This window comes from Streptomyces sp. SN-593 (genome assembly GCF_016756395.1).
GTDB classification, from domain to species: domain Bacteria; phylum Actinomycetota; class Actinomycetes; order Streptomycetales; family Streptomycetaceae; genus Actinacidiphila; species Actinacidiphila reveromycinica.
Map to the genome: position 1 here is coordinate 5,648,077 of NZ_AP018365.1, position 16,808 is coordinate 5,664,884.

Below are 16,808 nucleotides of genomic sequence, written 5' to 3' on the forward strand. Positions count from 1 at the left end.
GGGAGCCGGGGGAGCTGGTCCGCCGCCCGCGGCGCGGCTCAGCGGTAGTCGTCCTCGTCCCGCGCGACCGCGCGCCGCTGCTCGGCGGCGTCCACCGGGTCGGCCTCGGCCGTCTGGCCGGCGGGGCGCGCGGTGACCGGGTCGTCGCGCTGGTCGACCAGCTCGGCGCGCTGCTCCGCGGTGTCCGCCTCCGGCGCCTCCAGGTCGAGGTCGGGTTCGGGACCCGGCGCCTCCCGGGTGGCCTCCGCGGCCTCCGCCTCGTCCATCTCGCCGATCGGGTCCCGCTCCTCGACCTCCTCCGCGCCGTCCAGCGCGCCGCCGGTGCCGCGGACCGGTCCGGTGGCCCTCCTCCCGCGGCCGCCGCCGGTGCTCCCGGGCGCGGTGCCGGTGGTGCCGGTCTGCTCGGACATGGCCCCTCCTCGTGCAGGGAAACGCGCGCTACCGCCACCTTCGAGCGTAGGCCCTGTCGGGCCCGGGAGCAGCAGCGCGCAGGTGCGGTACGGGGTCGGGACGGCCGCCCGGAGCGGCGGTCCCGGGGTGGCGGCCCGGTGCTCCTCCCCTTCGCTTCTGACCGGCTTCTGCTCGCGAACACCCCGGCATTGGCGTGATCCTCTCGTAATATTGGCGTATGCCCTCGACCGATCTTCCCCGCGCGGCCGTAGCACCGGCGGCCGTACCCCCGGAGGGGCCGCACCTGGCGGCCGGCGAGACGGTGCGGACCGTGGGGCTGCCCGGGCTGAGCCTGGTGGTCCGGTCACGCGCCGACGGCGGACCGGAGCCCGCGCTGTGCGTGCACGGCCTCGGCGGTTCCTCGCAGAACTGGTCCGCCCTGATGGCCCGGCTCTCCGACGTCGTCACCGCGGAAGCCCCGGACCTGCCCGGATTCGGCCATTCTCCGCCGCCGGACGACGGCAACTACACGATCCCCGGGCACGCCAGAGCCGTGATCCGGCTGCTGGACGCGGAGCGCCGCGGCCCGGTGCACCTGATGGGCAACTCCATGGGCGGCGCGGTCGCCGTCAAGGTCGCCGCGGCCCGCCCGGACCTGGTGCGCACCCTGACCCTGATCTCGCCCGCGCTGCCGGAGGTGCCGCCGCAGCTCACCGCGTGGCCCACCGTGTTCGCCGGCGCCCCCGGCATGATCCAGCTCTACACCCGGCTGACCCGCGACTGGTCGCCGGAACGCCGCACCGCCGCCCTGCTGTCGCTGTGCTACGGCGACCCGGGCGTGGTCGACGGCCGGGCCCGCGAGGACGCCGCCGCCGAGTACGAGCGGCGGATGGCACTGCCGTACTTCCGGGACGCGATGGTCCGCTCCATCCGCGGAATCGTCGACGCCTACACCCTCGGCGGGCAGCACGCGCTGTGGCGCCAGGCCGAACGGGTCCTCGCTCCGACCTTGCTGGTCCACGGCGGGCGCGACAAGCTGGTGTCGATGAAGTCCGCCCGCCGCGCCGCCGCGGCCTTCCGCGACCGGCGGACGCTGGTGATCCCGGGCAGCGGGCACGTGGCGATGATGGAGTACCCGGCGCTGGTCGACCGGGCCTTCCGCGACCTGCTGTCCGACGTCGCCGCGCGCGAGCGCGAGTCCGGCGGTCCGGCGGGCACCGGCACGAGCACGGGTCCGAGTACCGACGCGGCGACCAGGAGCTGATCGAGGGCGTGGGGAAGCACAGCGCGACAGACGGGCAGGACGACCGGGACAGCCAGAACCAGTGGGGCGGCCAGGACCCCTGGAACGACCAGGGGCTCCGCGGCCGCCAGGACCTCCCCCGCCAGGACCGCCCGGACCCGGGCGTACCCGGGGCCGGCGGATACGTCAGCGGCGGACCGATACCGTCCGCCACCCCCGGCACGGGCCGGCGCCGCCGCGGCCCCGCCGACGACGGCGACCACTTCGTCCCGGTGGCGCCGGTGCCCCCGTCCTCCCCGCTCGGCCCGGTGAGCCCCTACGGCGTCGACGGACCCGGCGAGCCCCGCGATCCCGCCGGCCCGCCGCCGTACACGACCGGCGGGCCGGACGCCGGTCCGGGCGGGCCGGCGCGCCCGCGCCCCGAACGGCCCGCCCACCCCGAGCACGGCGCGTGGGGCGCCTCCGACACCTGGTCGGCGGACCGGCCCGGCCGCCGCGACCTGCCCTTCGACCCGGTCGAGGAGTGGGCCGCGGACTGGGCGCCCTACGACACCGCGTCCGCGCTCAGCTCGCCCGCCGCCCACGGCGCCCTGCCCCGGCACGGCCAGGCGGGGCGCGTGATGTCCCGGCCCCGGCAGGAGTTCCTGGACGCCTTCGACGCGCCCGCGCCCCGCCCCGCGCCGCCTGTGCCGCCCCCCGCCGGCACCGGCACCGGCGACGGCGAAGCGTCCGCACCGGATTCCGGCGCGCCCGGCCGCCGCAGGACCCGGGCCCTCACCACCGGCGTCGCCGCCGTCACCGCACTGGCCGCCCTCGCGGTGCTGGCCGGCACCCAGCTGCACCGCGGCCACCACCGCCCCGACGACGGAGTCGCCCCGGGCGGCGAGCCCGGCCCGTCCGCGGACGAGACGCCCACCGCGCCCCCCACCGCCGCGTCCGCGCCCTCCACCGCGACCGCGGCCACCCCGGCGTCGTACGACACGCAGATGGCCCGGCAGTACCCCCTCGACCCGCACCTGAGCCTGTCCGGCGCCTTCACCACGGTGCCCGGGCACCAGGACGCCCCCGGCAAGGGCAGGGTGACGCGCTTCCGGGTCGACGTGGAGAAGGGGCTGGACCTGGACCCCGCGCTCTTCTCCGACGCCGTCTTCACCACCCTGAACGACCCGCGCGGTTGGGGTCACGGCGGCACCATGACCTTCGAGCGGGTCTCCTCCGGCCCGGCCGACATCGTCGTCACCCTGGCCAGTCCCGGCACCACCGCGAAGTGGTGCGCCAGATCCGGTCTGGACACCACCGTCGACAACGTCTCCTGCGACTCCGCGTCCACCCCCCGCACGATGATCAACGCCTACCGCTGGGCGCAGGGCGCCGCCACCTACGGCCCGGACCGCATCCACGCCTACCGGCAGATGCTGGTCAACCACGAGGTCGGCCACCGACTCGGGCACGACCACGTCGGCTGCCCCCGCCAGGGCGCGCCGGCCCCCGTGATGATGCAGCAGACCAAGTTCCTGTCCCTCGACGGCGGTCCGACCTGCGTCCCCAACCCCTGGCCCTTCCCCTGACCTTCGGTGCGGTTGCCGGGTAAACGGCGGCCGCGCGCGGAGGTTACGCCCCTTCACCCCTTCCGGTGGCAACGCGGACAACCGTCCGCCGAAGCGACGCCGTCCCGGCATAGCGTGCTTCGCGCCGGGCGGGCTCGGCCGCCGCACCATCGCACCGCGCAGCACTCCGCCCCGGCAGCGACCGTACATCCGGCACGCCGAGAGGGGGCGCACTCGTGCGCATCGCACTACTCACCGAGGGTGGCTACCCGTATGCGCGAGGTGAAGGGGGTGCGTGGTGCGACCGCCTGGTGCGCGGCCTCGCGCACCACGAGTTCGACGTGTACGCGCTCAGCAGGTCGCCGCGGACCGAGGCCGGCGGCCGGGTGGACCCGGCGCCGCCGGTCCGGCGGGTCCGGGCCGAGCGGCTGTGGGGCGAGCCGCCGGCGCCGGTGCGCGGCGGCGGCCGGACCGCGCGCAGGGCCAGGCGGGCCGCGTTCCGCTGGCACTTCGGCGACCTCGCCGCCGCGCTCGCGGGGGTGGCCGACACCCCGGACCGCCGGGGCCCGGCGCGTGGCGAGCCCCGCGCGGAGCGCGCCGAGCGGTTCGCCGCGGGGCTGTACGGCCTCGCCGAACTCGCCGCGGAGCACGGCGGGCTGCCCGGGCTGCTGCGGAGCGAGGACGCCCTGACCGCGCTGGAGGCGGCCTGCCGCGCGCCCGGCGCCCGCCCCCTGCTCGGGGACATCGGGGTCACCGGACTCCTGGCGGTGGCCGCGCTGCTGGAGCACCAGCTCCGCCCGCTGTCACTGCCCTGGTACGGACCCGACGAGCTGGGCGCGGCCGACCTGTGCCACGCCGTCTCGGGCGGCCCCGCCACCCTGCCCGGACTGCTGGCCAAACGCTTCTGCGGCACCCCGCTGATCGTCACCGAGTACACGGTCCGGGTGCGGGAGGCGCTGCTCGCCCACCGCGCGGCCGGGCTGCCCCCGGCGGTACGCGTCCTGCTCGGCGACTACCACCGGCTGCTGGCCGCCGAGTCCTACCGGCAGGCCGCGCTGGTCACGCCCGGTTCGACCCATGTGCGGCGCTGGCAGGAGCGGTGCGGCGCCCCCGCCGACCGGGTCCGCACCGTCCACCCGGGGATCGACCCCGGCCGGTTCGCCCGGGTCGGGGCCCAGTCGGAGGAGGAGGCGCGGCAGCCGGCCGCCCGCGCCGAACCCACGCTCGCGTGGGTGGGGCGGGCGGACCCCGCGAAGGACCTGGTCGCACTCCTGCACGCGTTCCACGCGATACGCGCGCGGCAGCCGCGGGCCCGGCTGAGGGTCTTCCACGCCCCCGTCACCGACGAGCGGAGCGCCGGCTACCTCGGGCACTGCCGGGGCCTGGCCGCGCAGCTCTTCCCGGACGAGGCCGCGCACCCGCACGCCGCCGGGGAGAACCCGGTCACCTTCGAGGAGATCGGGTCGCCCGGCGCGCCCCAACCCGCGGACGCCTACGCGGCGGGCGACGTGGTACTGCTCAGCAGCAGCGCGGAGGGCTTCCCGCTGAACCTGGTCGAGGCGATGTTCTGCGGCCGGCCCACGGTGTCCACGGACGTCGGGGCCGTGCGTGAGGTGATCGGCGGCACCGGGCTGATCGTTCCCCCGCGCAACCCGCGCGCGCTCGCCGACGCGGCGCTCGAACTCCTCGGCGGACCCGAGCGGGCCACGCGGCTCGGCGCCGCCGCCCGCGAGCGCGCGCTCGCGCTCTTCACGGTCACGACCTGCGTGCACGCCTTCCGCGACGCCTACCTCTCCGTCGTCGCCCGCCACCCCGTCCCCCGCGAGCCCCTCCACGACGCCACGGGCGCGCCCCGCCCCTTCGTCGCCCCCGCGGAAGCCCTCATCCCGTGCCGCTAGGAGCCCCCATGCCACCCCGAGACGAATCGCTTCTGCACCCGTCAGGCGAATCGATTTACCACCCACCGACCCCCGGCGACCCCTCCGGGAGCAGCGACGCCGTGGCCGCCCCCGCCCCGCCGGACGGTGGCGTGTCGTCCGTGAGCGGTGATGGCGAGGGTGTTCTCGGGGGCGCGGGGAACTGCGCGATCAGCCCTCCACCGGCGGGTGGTCGCGGGTCTGCCGGTTGTCACGCTGGCGGGGGTGTCCCGGCCGCGGCGGACGGTGGCGGCTCGTTCGTGAGCCACGCTGGCGGGGGTGTCCCCGCCCCGGCGGGTGGTCGCGGGGCGGCCGGGAGCTACGACGGTGGGGGTGTCCCGGCCGCGGCGGGTGGTCGCGAGTCGTTGGTGGGCGGTGATGGTGGGGGTGTTCTTGGGGGCGCGGGGAACTGCGCGGTCAGCCCTCCACCGGCGGGTGGTCGCGGGTCGTCCGTGAGCTACGACCGTGGGGGTGTCCCCGCCCCGGCGGGTGGTCGCGGGGCGGCCGGGAGCTACGACGGTGGGGGTGTCCCGGCCGCGGCGGGTGGTCGCGGGTCGTTGGTGGGCGGTGATGGTGGGGGTGTTCTTGGGGGCGCGGGGAACTGCGCGGTCAGCCCTCCACCGGCGGGTGGTCGCGGGTCGTCCGGGAGTTATGACGGTGGGGGTGTCCCGGCCCCGGCGGTCGGCCGCGGGTCCGCCGGGAGCCGTGACGGCGGGGGCGCCGCGGGGGCACCCCGCCGCAGGGGGCCTGCGGACCCGGTCCTCGGGATCATGCACCACCACCACACCATGATCGCCGGCGCCGCCGACCCGTGGGAGGTCGCCGCGGGCCTGGAGGCGCGCGGCGTCACCGACCTCGACGCCCACCGCCTGCGCCACCGCGACGTCTTCGGCCTCGCCGAGGAACTGTTCGCGCGGGCCCCCCACACGACGGCGCGGAGCGCCGAACCCCCCGCCGCGAGCCCGACCGGCAGGCCCCGCCGGACCGGCCCCGGCGCCCGCGACCTCGCCGTGCACCTGCTCCCCGGCCTGGCCTGCGCGCTCGCCGCGGCCCTGCGCGCCCCGGGGCCCGTCGCGGTCGCGGTGCTCGCCGCCACCGCGTGGCCCGCCCTGCACGGCGGCCCGTTACGCGCCCCCGGCCGCGCCGCCGACCGGCTGCCGGCCGCCGCGTGCGCCCTCGGGTTGCTCGCCCTGGCCCGCTGCGGCCCGGACCCGGTCGGCACCGGAACCCTCGCCGTGCTCGCGCTGACCCTGCTCCCGGCGGCCGCCCTCGCCCGCTGGTTCGCGGCCGGCGCCCGCGCCCAACTCGCCCCCAGCCACAGCCTCGCCGACTTCGCCGACGCGGTCCGCCCCCGGCTGCTCGCCGCCCTCGCCGGATACGCCGCGACCCTGCTCGTCCTGCTCGCCGTCCTCGGCTCGCTCCGCGGCTCGGCCGCCGGCGTGCTGCTGTTCGCCGCCCGGCTCCTCGCCGTCCACGGCGCGCCGCGCACCGCCGCCGGCGGACTCGCCCTCGCCGTCGCCGCCCAGGGACTGCTGGCGGTGCTGCTCCCCGCGACCGCCGGACCTGCCGAAGCCGTCGCCTGCGGCGCCGCCGCCCTGGCCCTGGCCGCGCACGCCCTCCACCTCGTCCCGCGCGCCTCGGCCCACCGCACCTGACCTCCCGTACCACCGACCAGGAGAACCCTCGTGAGCACGCACCGCCCGCTCGTCCCGCCCCCGCCGGCAGCGCCCGCCCCCGCGGCGCCGGTCCCGGAAGCCCCCGGCCGCCCGTCCCCGTACGGCCGGCCGCCGGCCGCGCCGCCCCGGGCGACCGTGCCGGTCGGCCCGTTCGCGATCCCCGTACCGCCGTCCCCGGTGCCGCCCGCGCCGGCGGGCGGCCGTACGGTCGCGCGGCGCCGGACCGGGCGGGGTGTGCGATGAGGGTGCTGCTGCTCGGGTCCGACGGCTTCATCGGCCGCCATGTCGCCGAACGCCTGCTGGCCGACCCCGCGTGCCAGTTGACCGCGCTGGGCCGCAGCGACGACGCGGACGTGCGGTTCGACCTCTCCTCGGGCGCACCCGGGGTGCTCGCCCGGTTCGTGGACGCGGTCCACCCGGGGGTGGTGGTCAACTGCGCCGGCTCCACCCGGGGCAACGCCCGCGACCTCACCCGGCAGAACATCGTGGCCGTGGCGACCGTGTGCGAGGCACTGCGGCGCAGCTCGGTCGCGGCCCGGCTGGTGCAGGTCGGCTGCGGGTCGGAGTACGGCCCCTCGCCGGTCGGCTCGTCCACCGGTGAGGACGCCGCGCCGCGACCCGGCGGCCCGTACGGCGTGAGCAAGCTCGCCGCCACCGAGCTGGTGCTCGGGTCGGGCCTGGACGCCGTGGTGCTGCGGGTGTTCACGCCGGTCGGGCCGGGCACCCCGACCGGGGCGCCGCTGGGCCGGGTGGCGGAGGCCCTGCGCCGGGCCATGCAGAACGGCGACGGCGAGCTGAAGCTCGGCGGGCTGAGCGCGCAGCGCGACTTCGTGGACGTGCGCGACGTGGCCCGCGCGGTGCACGCCGCCTCGCTGTCGGCCGCACAGGGCGTGGTGAACATCGGCAGCGGGCGCGCGGTGCGGATGCGGGACATGGCCGCGGCGCTCGCGCACGTCGCCGGGTACGACGGCGCGCTGCGCGAGCTGGAGGATCCACCGCACGCGGCACCGTACCCGGACGGCTGCGGGGCCTGGCAGCAGGCCGACGTGCGCACCGCCCGGGACCGGCTGGGCTGGCGGCCCCGGATCGGGCTGGAGGAGTCGCTCGCCGACGTGTGGATGGAGGCGGCGTGCCGCGTCTGAACCCCTTCCTCCGCAGCGGTCCGCCGGCCGGCGCCGGCGGCTCGCCGCGGGCCGACCCGTCGCCCCGCGCCGACCCGCGGCCGGGGGCCGACGCGCGGCGCCGTACCGACGGCCATACCCCCGCCGACCTGCGGCCGGGGGCGGGCGGGCCGACCCGCGCCGACCCGCCCGCCGGCGCCGAGGCGGTCAGGACCGGCCTCGGGGTGCCGCTCTTCGCGCACCCGCTGGTCGCGCCCGCGGAGTGGGCGGAGCTGGCCCGACCGGGGGTGCCCGTCGACTGGGTCGCCTTCGACGTGGCGTCCGGGCCCGGCAGCCGCGTGGACGCCCTGTGCGCCGAGACCCTCACCCGCGTCCGTGAGAACCGCGTCCCACTCCTCGGACGGCTGGACGCGGCCCACGGCGCCCGGCCGTACGCGGACCTGGTCGCCGACGCCTCGCGCTACGTGGACTGGTACGCGGTGGACGGCTTCTACGTCGACCGGGCGCCCACGCTCCGCGCCGAGGCGGCCCAGTGCCGCCGGACCACCGGGACGCTGCGGGCGCTGCTGCCGTCCGGCGGCCGGATCGTGCTCGCGCCGGGCACGCACCCCTACCCCGGCTACGCCGAGTTCGCCGACCAACTGGTGGTCTTCGCCGGCCCGTGGACCCGCTACCGCTGGTCGGAGGTACCGGAGTGGACCGCGGAGCACTCGCCGCGGCTGTTCGCGCACCTGGTGCACGGGCTGCCGGCCACGCACCTGGACGCCGCCCTGCGGGTCGCCCGCTGGCAGGGCGCGGGCACGGTCTACGTCACCGACCGCACCGGCCGGGACGGCGTCGAACCGTGGGCTGGCCTGACCGGTTACTGGGCCGAGGCGGTCCGCAGAGTCCGCGAGGAGCCGCCGCCCAGCATGTGACCGGGTTCCGTCTCGGCCCTCGGACCGGGTGTCTTGGAATGAAGTGGGGCGTGGCAGTGTTACAGGGCCAGGACGTGCGGGCTGCCGCCCGTACTTACTGTCCGATGACCTACCAACCGTATTGCTGAGGTCCCTGTGTCGCTGCCACCCCTGGTCGAGCCGGCCACCGAACTCACCGTTGACGAGGTCCGCAGGTATTCGCGTCACCTGATCATCCCGGACGTCGGGATGGACGGGCAGAAGCGGCTGAAGAACGCGAAGGTGCTGTGCGTCGGGGCCGGCGGCCTCGGCTCGCCCGCGCTGATGTACCTGGCGGCGGCGGGCGTCGGCACGCTGGGCATCGTCGAGTTCGACGAGGTCGACGAGTCGAACCTGCAACGTCAGATCATCCACAGCCAGGCCGACATCGGCCGCTCCAAGGCCGAGTCCGCCCGGGACACCGTCAAGGGCATCAACCCGTACGTGAACGTGATCCTGCACGAAGAGCGGCTCGAGGCCGAGAACGTGATGGAGATCTTCGCGCAGTACGACCTGATCGTCGACGGCACGGACAACTTCGCCACCCGCTACCTGGTGAACGACGCCTGCGTGCTGCTGAACAAGCCGTACATCTGGGGCTCGATCTACCGCTTCGACGGCCAGGCGTCGGTCTTCTGGTCCGAGCACGGCCCCTGCTACCGCTGCCTGTACCCGGAGCCCCCGCCCCCCGGCATGGTCCCGTCCTGCGCCGAGGGCGGCGTCCTCGGCGTGCTGTGCGCCTCGATCGGCTCCATCCAGGTCAACGAGGCGATCAAGCTGCTGGCCGGCATCGGCGAGCCGCTGGTCGGCCGGCTGATGATCTACGACGCCCTGGAGATGACGTACCGCACGGTCAAGGTCCGCAAGGACCCGGACTGCGCGGTGTGCAGCGACCACCCGACGGTCACCGAGCTCATCGACTACGAGGCGTTCTGCGGCGTCGTCTCCGAGGAGGCGCAGGAGGCCGCGGCCGGCTCCACGATCACTCCCAAGCAGCTCAAGGAGTGGATCGACGACGGCGAGAGCATCGAGATCATCGACGTCCGCGAGCCGAACGAGTACGAGATCGTGTCGATCCCCGGCGCGAAGCTCATCCCGAAGAACGAGTTCCTGATGGGCTCGGCGCTGGAGCACCTCCCGCAGGACAAGAGGATCGTGCTGCACTGCAAGACCGGCGTGCGCAGCGCCGAGGTGCTGGCGGTGCTGAAGTCCGCGGGCTTCTCCGACGCGGTGCACGTCGGAGGCGGCGTCATCGGCTGGGTGAACACCATCGAACCGGAGAAGCCGGTCTACTAGACCGGGCCCGGTCCGCGGTGCGGACCGAAAGGCAAGGGGCGGCACCCCGGGGTGCCGCCCCTCACCTGTGCCCTGGCAGGCCCTCCCGCCGGCTCTCCCGCAGGGCCTCCCGCGGTCCGTCCGGCGATCAGGGCGCCGGTCAGGTCAGCGGTTGACGGACTGGATCTCCTGCACGGTGACCTGCCGGGGCTGCTCGATGCGGCCGTCGGGCAGGGTGCCTCCGGTGCCGTCGGAGCCGGTCCAGCCGACGCTCCAGGTGGCGGTGACGTCGAGGTCGAACGACCCGGTCGCCCCGGTGGACTTCAGGTAGGTCACGCCGCACGGCGGGTCGGCCGCGGCGTCGCCGTCGTAGTCGGCGCCGACGGTGCCGTCCGCGGCGATCGGGCAGTCGCCGGACGCCGGGTACACCGTCGCGTCCGACGTGCCCGGGTCGATGTGCACGCTCGTCGGGCGCGCGGTGGTCTCCGCCCAGATCTGCTGCCCGCCGCCGAGGTCCACCGACGCGCGCACCTTCACCGGCGTGTACTTCTCCTCCAGCCGCACCCAGGTGGGCAGGTTCACCGTCTGGGTGTCCACCGGGTTTGTCTCGATCGTGACGCCCGGCACCTTGGTGTGGGCGTACGCCAGCTTCGAAAGCATCTCGGGCGTGATCACGTTCGGCGTGCCGGCCGGCGGGCGCTGCCCGTTGGGCACGAAGAAGGGGATCGTGGAGTTGCAGCTGAACTTGTCGAGGCTGTCGGGGGCGTCCGGGTTCTCCACGGCGCCCCAGAACATGCCCTTGCCCTCTTGGTCGACGTTGAAGTCCTTGTAGCCCTTGCCGCTGCCGTCCCAGGTGTAGCCGCTGTCGTAGTGCTGCTTGTACTGGTCCATCGCTTCGAGGGCGTAGTTCGCCTGGCCGGGCACATTGGTGGCCTTCACCCCGGCCAGGACGTCCTTCTTGAACGTCACCGGGTCGGCGATCGGACCGATCCAGCAGGCCGGCGGTGTCCAGTTCACGTCGACCGAGGCGATCGTGTGCGTGCTGCCGGTGGACCCGGACGGATAGCTGATCGTCACGGCGCCCGCGCCCGCGGTGAGGACGCCGTTCCCGCTGCCGCCGGAGGTCTGCTGCGAGGTCTTGGAGGTGTCGGTGTAGGCGTGGCCGGGGGTGGCGGCCGCGAGGACCACCACCGCGGCGAGCACCAGCCCGCGCCGCGCTGTTCTGCCGGGGTTCACTGCTTGCACTGGAGTGCCTTCTCCTTGACGGTGACCGCGTGTGCCTGCCAGACCGCCTGCGCGGTGGGGAGCTTGACCATGACGATGTCCCAGGAGACGTAGTTCCGGTCGCTCGCCCCGGTGACGTGCACCTTCCCGCCGACGACCTCCTTGCTGTACAGCTTCGACTGGTCGTTGCAGAGCTTGACCTCGACGGAACCGCCGCCGCTGCCGAGAGTGAACGTGGGGCCGTAGTAGCGGTCCGTGCCGGTCATCGTCAGTTTCTGGTCGACGTTCTGCTGGACGTAGTTCTGGGCGTACGCCAGCGCGTCGTCGGCCGCGTACCCGATCAGGCCCGGGTCGCTCTTGTTCTGCTGCACCACGGCGTGGTCGATCGCCTGGATGAAGTTGGCCGCGCCCGAGAGCGCGGCGGCCTCGTCGGCGTTCTTCGGCGCCGTCCAGCTGAACTGCGCCTTGAGGTCGGCCGGGAGTGCCAGCGCCGGGTCGATCTTCAGGGCCGTGCCGTTTCCGCTCGGCGCGGTGGACGGCGCGGGCGTGGCCGCGGACGTGCTCGGCGCCGCCGAGATCTTGTCGTCGCCGCTTCCCGATCCGCCGCCGCAGGCCGTCAGGGTGAGGGCGGCGGCCGCCGCCAGCGCGGTGGCGGTCGCTGCGGTGCGTACGCGCATCGTCAGGGGCTCCCGATCGGTCGTCGCTGGGGAGCCACCGGTCCGCGGCGCTGCGTCCACCCGATCCTGGCCCCCGTTTCCAGGGCTCCACCGTATCGAAGCGCGGGCCCGCGCCACGAGAGAGGGTTCGTGCACATCCGGTCACGGACACGTCACGCCGTCACGGCCGGACGTCAGCGTGGCGCGCGCGGATTCGCCCGTACGAAAGACAACCCTCCCGGGACACGGGCGGTCTTACGGGGTGTCAGATGGCTTATTGGGCAAAAGTGTCCTCACTCGTCCCATCTCACGAAAGGTCAGCATCCATGCGCCTCGCGCGTACCCGCGACCGGAGCACCGCCCGCCGGCTCGCCCTCACCGCCGCCGTCCTCGGCCTCGCCGTCGCCGTGCCCGCGGCCACCGCCCGGGCGGACACCGCCCACGGCGCGCACCGGGTCCTGCCCGTCCCGCCCGCGGGCGCCGCGCACACCGCGCACGCCGACCACACCACCGGCGCCGGCACGCCGCAGGCCGCCACACCGCGGCCGGCGACGCCCCAGCCCGTCCGCTCGGGTGATCCGCAGTCGACGGTGGACCGTGTCGCGGACTTCTACAGCGCCTACGTCGACGTGGTGTGGGACGCGCGCAACGACGACCTGCGCAACGGCCTGCGCCAGCACTACCTCACCGCCGGCTTCCAGAAGGACCTGTCCACCTGGGAGGCAGCGCAGCACGCCGACGGTGTGCTGCGCGCCCAGGACAACCCGGTCGGCTGGCAGGTCACGCCGGACGGCAGCGGCGCCGGCCACGCCTTCAGCGTCGTGCGCCTGTCGTGGGGCGACCCGGCCGACCCGGACTACACCTACCTGAAGGTCCAGTCGGACCTGGACACCAAGCTGATCTCGGACATCGAGGAGGCGTAGCCGGCCGATCCCGCCCACCGGGTCGTCCCTCCGCCCACCGGGTCGTCCCTGCGGCCGGCGGGACGACCCCGTCGGCCCGCGCCTACAGCTCTCCCTTGCGGGTGAGGTGCGTGAAGGCCAGCCATCCCGGCAGCACCGGCAGCCAGAACGTCAGCAGCCGGAAGAACAGCACCGCCGGGGTGGCCACCTCCTTCGGCAGCCCGGCCGCGATCAGGCCACCGGTCAGCGCCAGTTCGACCGCGCCCACACCGCCCGGGGTCGGGGCCGCGGACCCCAGCGCGTTGCCCGCGAGGTAGACCACCGCGACCGTCGCGTAGCTGAGGTGGCCGTCGAAGGCCCGTACGCAGCCGTCCAGGCACAGGACGAAGGTCACCGTGACCATCAGGGTGCCGCCGATGCCGGTGAGCAGCTTCGCCGGGCGCTGGAGCACGTCCAGCATGCGCGGCACCACCCCCGCGAACAGCGCGCGCACCCGCGTCGAGACGAACTTCCGCAGCGCGGGCACCGCGGTGACCACCAGCACCAGCACGCCCGCGGTCAGCAGCCCCGCCATGACCGTCCGCGACGGCGAGAGCGACGGCGTCTTCTCGGTGCCCGTCACGAAGCCGAACGCCATCAGCAGCACGATGTGCGAGCCGAGGCCGACCAGTTGCGAGGCGCCGACGCTCGCCACCGCGAGCCCCGGCCGTACCCCGGCCTTCTGCAGGTAGCGGGTGTTCAGCGCCACCCCGCCGACCGCGGCCGGTGCGACCAGCTTCACGAACGACCCGGCGACCTGCGCCATCACCGTCCGCGGCCACGACAGCCGCTCCGGCACGAAACCGGACAGCGCGCCGGCCGCGGCCACGTAACTGGCCACGGAGCCGAAGAGCGCGACCAGCGCCCACTTCCAGTCCGCGTGCACGATGGCGTGGCCGATCGGCACCGACGAGAGCTGCGAGAGCAGGAAGTACGCGGCGAAGGCCCCCGCGATGACCGTGATCAGGGTGCGCGGCTTGATCCGCTCCAGCCGGACCGGTTCCACCGGCGCCTGCGGGCGGATCAGCAGCACCTGCCGCCTGATCCGCGACAGCAGGTCCTCCTCGCGGACCTCCTCCAGCGCGTCCTCCATGGCGCGCTTCTCGGCCTTGCTCTCGGCCTTCCGCTCCGCCTTCGACTGCGCCCGGGTCGGCGGGCCCGGCTGCTCGGCGGCCACCGCGGTCGCGCCCTCGGCGCCCCGCGCGGCATGGGTGCGGCCGCGCTCCCTCGCCTCCTCCCTGGCCTCTTCCCTGGCCTCCTTGTCCGCGGACAGGGCGGCGAGCACCGCCTCGCGCTCCCGCACCGCCCGGGCCCGGTTGAGCATCTTCAGCTCGCCGCGGGTGGAGCGGCTCAGCGCGATCGGCTGGAGCAGCGGCAGCGAGGCGGCGACGGCGTCCGGGCCGAGCACCGACAGGGCCGCGGCGACCGCTCGTTCCGGGCCGACCCGCAGCGCCATCGTGGTCAGCAACTGCGCGATGTCCATCCGCAGCGGGATGTCACCGGTGGCGATCTCGCCGCCGCGCAGGTCGGTGAGGAAGACCCGGCCGCCGCGGTTCACCAGCAGCGACTCGCCGACCAGCCGCCGGTGCGCGATCCGCCGCGACTGGAGGGCGCGCACCTGCGTCCACGCCTCGCGCATCAGGGCGTCGGTGATCTCGTCGTCGGCCAGCGCGTCCAGGCGCCGGCCGCCGATGTGCTCGTAGACCAGCATCACCGCGTCGGGGCCCAGCTCCGAGGTGGCGATCAGCTTGGGGGCGTTGGCCCCGGCCGCGATCGCGGCGTAGGCCAGCAGTGCCTCCTGCTCCAGCGCCTGGCGCAGCGACAGCAGACTGCGCCGCTGGGTGATGCCGCCGACCAGCGACATGCGCCGCCAGGCCCGGTAGAAGAAGCCGTGCGCCTGCTGCTCGCGGTCGACCACCGTCACGTCCAGCGGCGGGCCGTCCTCCAGGGTGACCAGGTAGCCGCGGCCGCGGTCGGAGTCGGCGCTCTCCGGGCCGGTCTCCACCACCCGCCGCGCGGTCAGCGGCGCGAACCCGACCCGGCGCAGGCCCGCGAGGAGGTTCTGTCCGGTGGGGCGGACGTTCGGCGAGCCGACCGCGTAGACGGTGCCGTTCGCGACGGTCCAGCCGATCAGCAGGGTCAGCGCGATCGAGAAGGGGGTGGTGTAGCCGCCGGCCAGCACCGCGAACGCGTCCAGCAGCAGCACGCACCACAGCGCCACCCGCCAGCGCGGGCGCCGGGCCATGCCGGAGGCCGTGACGTAGGCGATCACCGGGGCGAGGTAGCCCTGCACCGGGTCGGTCATGCCGAGCCCGGTCGGCGCGCCGTGCGAGAGTGCGTCGCGGATCGGGCCGGGGGCGGCGTTGGTCACCCACAGGTCGGTGGCGAGCGCGGCGCCGTGCGCGAGCACGGCCGCGAGCACGCCGTCGGCGATCCGCAGCCCGTCCCGCTTGACCAGCCGCTCCACGGCGAACGCCACCGGCACGATGAGCACCGCGACGCTCGCGGTGGTGCCGGTGAACGACGAGAAGAAGTCGGGCGCCCGCTCGGCACCCTTGGTGATGTCGGTCTCCAGGCCGTTGGTGGTGGCGTGCGCGAAGCCGGCGACGGCCAGCACCACCCCGAGGCTCAGCAGCCCGAGGAAGAAGCGGACCAGGTCGGCGGGGCGGTGCACCCGGGCGGCGAGCAGCGGCTCGTCCACGGAGACGGCCTGGCGGGTGGCGCCGGCCGGCTCGGGCGAGGCACCGTCGCAGGAGGGGGGCCGGTCCTCGGGGGACCGGGACCCGCCGGGGGGAGCGCCGCCGGAAGGGGCGCCGTCCGGGGCGGGGGGCTCGGGGTCCGGGTCGGACCAGAACGGCTCCTCCGGTGCCCGGTGCGCGCCGTGCGGCTGCGGTGCGGGCGTCGCAGGAGCGGGCGGGCCGGACGGCGACCGGGCGGAGGACCGCGCCGTGGAGGACGGGGCCGTGGAGGGCCGCTGGGCGGCGGGGTGCGGCGCGGCGGGGTGCGGCGCCGGTGGGCGCGGTCGGACGCCGTCGGGTCTGCCGCCGGGTCTTCCGTCGGCGGACCCGGACCCGGAGCCGTTCGCGTCGTCGGAGTCGCCGGTGCCGGCACCGTCGGAGGCGCCCGGACCGCCCGGGCCGCTGGAGCCGCCGGAGCCGCCGGAGCCGCCGGAGCCCCCCGCGCCGCCGTTCCCGCCGGCGGCCCGCGGTGCCGAGGCGGCCGGGGACAGCCCTCCGGGAGCGCCGGCGGCCTCCATGGCCCCGCCGGCGCCCTGCTTGTCCCCGGTTGTCTCTTCTTGGTCTCGTATCACCAGTCACCGCCCGGACGATGGTGGCATGCGCGCCGCGGGTACACAGCCGTAACCCCCCGGTGTCGGCGGCGTGCGGCAGGATTGGCCGGGTGAGCGAGGAGAGCGGCGCGGCCGGCGCGGACGAACTGGGGCCGTACGCGGAGAAGGTGCTGGACGCGGTGGACCTGATCCCGTCCGGCCGCGTCATGACGTACGGCGACGTGGCCGAGTGGCTTGGGGAGGGCGGCCCGCGACAGGTCGGCCGGGTGATGGCGCAGTACGGCGCGGTGGTGGCGTGGTGGCGGGTGGTGCGCTCCGACGGGGTGCTGCTCGCCGGGCACGAGCGGCGCGCCCTCGCCGAGTACCGCGCGGAGGGCACCCCGCTGCGGACCGTCGGGCCGGCCGCCGAGGGCCACGTGCCGCGCCTGGACATGCGGCGCGCCCGCTGGGACGGGCGCGCGCCGGACGGCGGCCGCCCGGCCGCGGACGGTTCCGCGGGGGAGCCCGGCGCCGGGGGCGCGCCCGGGCCGGCGTGCGGCGCGGGGGGCGCGGGCGGCGGATGACGGCCGGTGGGTCATGTCACCCAGCTTCCGCC

13 protein-coding genes are annotated in these 16,808 nt (G+C 75.8%); 9 read left to right on the top strand and 4 right to left on the bottom strand.

Going from position 1 to position 16,808, the window contains the following annotated elements; all coding sequences use genetic code 11:
* Positions 1–38 precede the first annotated feature (38 nt).
* Complete coding sequence (locus tag RVR_RS38935; protein WP_346731474.1) at positions 39–410, bottom strand: hypothetical protein; 372 nt, start codon at positions 408–410, stop codon at positions 39–41.
* Positions 411–628: 218 nt separating this feature from the next.
* On the opposite strand from RVR_RS38935, the gene RVR_RS24105 reads away from it, so the two are divergent.
* From RVR_RS24105 to moeZ, 7 genes are all read left to right on the top strand, one after another.
* Positions 629–1,654 carry an alpha/beta fold hydrolase gene (locus tag RVR_RS24105; RefSeq protein ID WP_202235981.1) on the top strand — a complete coding sequence of 342 codons (1,026 nt, stop codon included), beginning with the start codon at positions 629–631 and terminating at the stop codon, positions 1,652–1,654.
* Between the two features lie 8 nt (positions 1,655–1,662).
* The gene (locus RVR_RS38675; protein ID WP_272933103.1) at positions 1,663–3,201 is read left to right on the top strand and encodes a DUF3152 domain-containing protein; all 1,539 of its coding nucleotides are present in this window, start codon (positions 1,663–1,665) and stop codon (positions 3,199–3,201) included.
* 215 nt (positions 3,202–3,416) lie between these two features.
* Positions 3,417–5,078: a DUF3492 domain-containing protein gene (locus RVR_RS24115; protein WP_202235983.1), complete on the top strand. Its 1,662-nt coding sequence runs from the start codon at positions 3,417–3,419 to the stop codon at positions 5,076–5,078.
* 788 nt (positions 5,079–5,866) lie between these two features.
* The gene (locus RVR_RS24120) at positions 5,867–6,751 is read left to right on the top strand and encodes a hypothetical protein (protein ID WP_202235985.1); all 885 of its coding nucleotides are present in this window, start codon (positions 5,867–5,869) and stop codon (positions 6,749–6,751) included.
* 260 nt (positions 6,752–7,011) lie between these two features.
* Positions 7,012–7,914, top strand: a complete 903-nt coding sequence (locus RVR_RS24125; RefSeq protein WP_202235987.1) for an NAD-dependent epimerase/dehydratase family protein — start codon at positions 7,012–7,014, stop codon at positions 7,912–7,914.
* A 128-nt stretch (positions 7,915–8,042) separates the two neighbouring features.
* Positions 8,043–8,810 (top strand): spherulation-specific family 4 protein, encoded by a 768-nt coding sequence (locus tag RVR_RS24130; protein WP_202239048.1) that lies wholly within the window; start codon positions 8,043–8,045, stop codon positions 8,808–8,810.
* A gap of 135 nt (positions 8,811–8,945) precedes the next feature.
* Positions 8,946–10,124, top strand: coding sequence for an adenylyltransferase/sulfurtransferase MoeZ (gene moeZ, locus RVR_RS24135; RefSeq protein WP_202235989.1), 1,179 nt, complete (start codon positions 8,946–8,948; stop codon positions 10,122–10,124).
* Between the two features lie 144 nt (positions 10,125–10,268).
* Here the strand turns inward: moeZ and RVR_RS24140 are convergent, their stop codons facing one another.
* Both RVR_RS24140 and RVR_RS24145 read right to left on the bottom strand, forming a co-directional pair.
* Positions 10,269–11,348, bottom strand: coding sequence for a hypothetical protein (locus RVR_RS24140; protein WP_202235991.1), 1,080 nt, complete (start codon positions 11,346–11,348; stop codon positions 10,269–10,271).
* Positions 11,336–12,004, bottom strand: a complete 669-nt coding sequence (locus tag RVR_RS24145; RefSeq protein WP_202235993.1) for a hypothetical protein — start codon at positions 12,002–12,004, stop codon at positions 11,336–11,338. Before RVR_RS24145 ends, RVR_RS24140 begins: the two co-directional genes overlap by 13 nt.
* 305 nt (positions 12,005–12,309) lie before the next feature.
* Here RVR_RS24145 and RVR_RS37860 point away from each other — a divergent pair, with 305 nt between their 5' ends.
* Positions 12,310–12,906 (top strand): hypothetical protein, encoded by a 597-nt coding sequence (locus tag RVR_RS37860; RefSeq protein ID WP_237404931.1) that lies wholly within the window; start codon positions 12,310–12,312, stop codon positions 12,904–12,906.
* Between the two features lie 82 nt (positions 12,907–12,988).
* Here RVR_RS37860 and RVR_RS24155 read toward each other — a convergent pair whose 3' ends face one another.
* Positions 12,989–16,234, bottom strand: coding sequence for a lysylphosphatidylglycerol synthase transmembrane domain-containing protein (locus tag RVR_RS24155; protein ID WP_237404932.1), 3,246 nt, complete (start codon positions 16,232–16,234; stop codon positions 12,989–12,991).
* Between the two features lie 89 nt (positions 16,235–16,323).
* On the opposite strand from RVR_RS24155, the gene RVR_RS24160 reads away from it, so the two are divergent.
* Entirely contained in the window at positions 16,324–16,776 is a 453-nt protein-coding gene (locus tag RVR_RS24160) for an MGMT family protein (RefSeq protein WP_276572784.1), read from the top strand.
* The last annotated feature ends 32 nt before the right edge of the window (positions 16,777–16,808 follow it).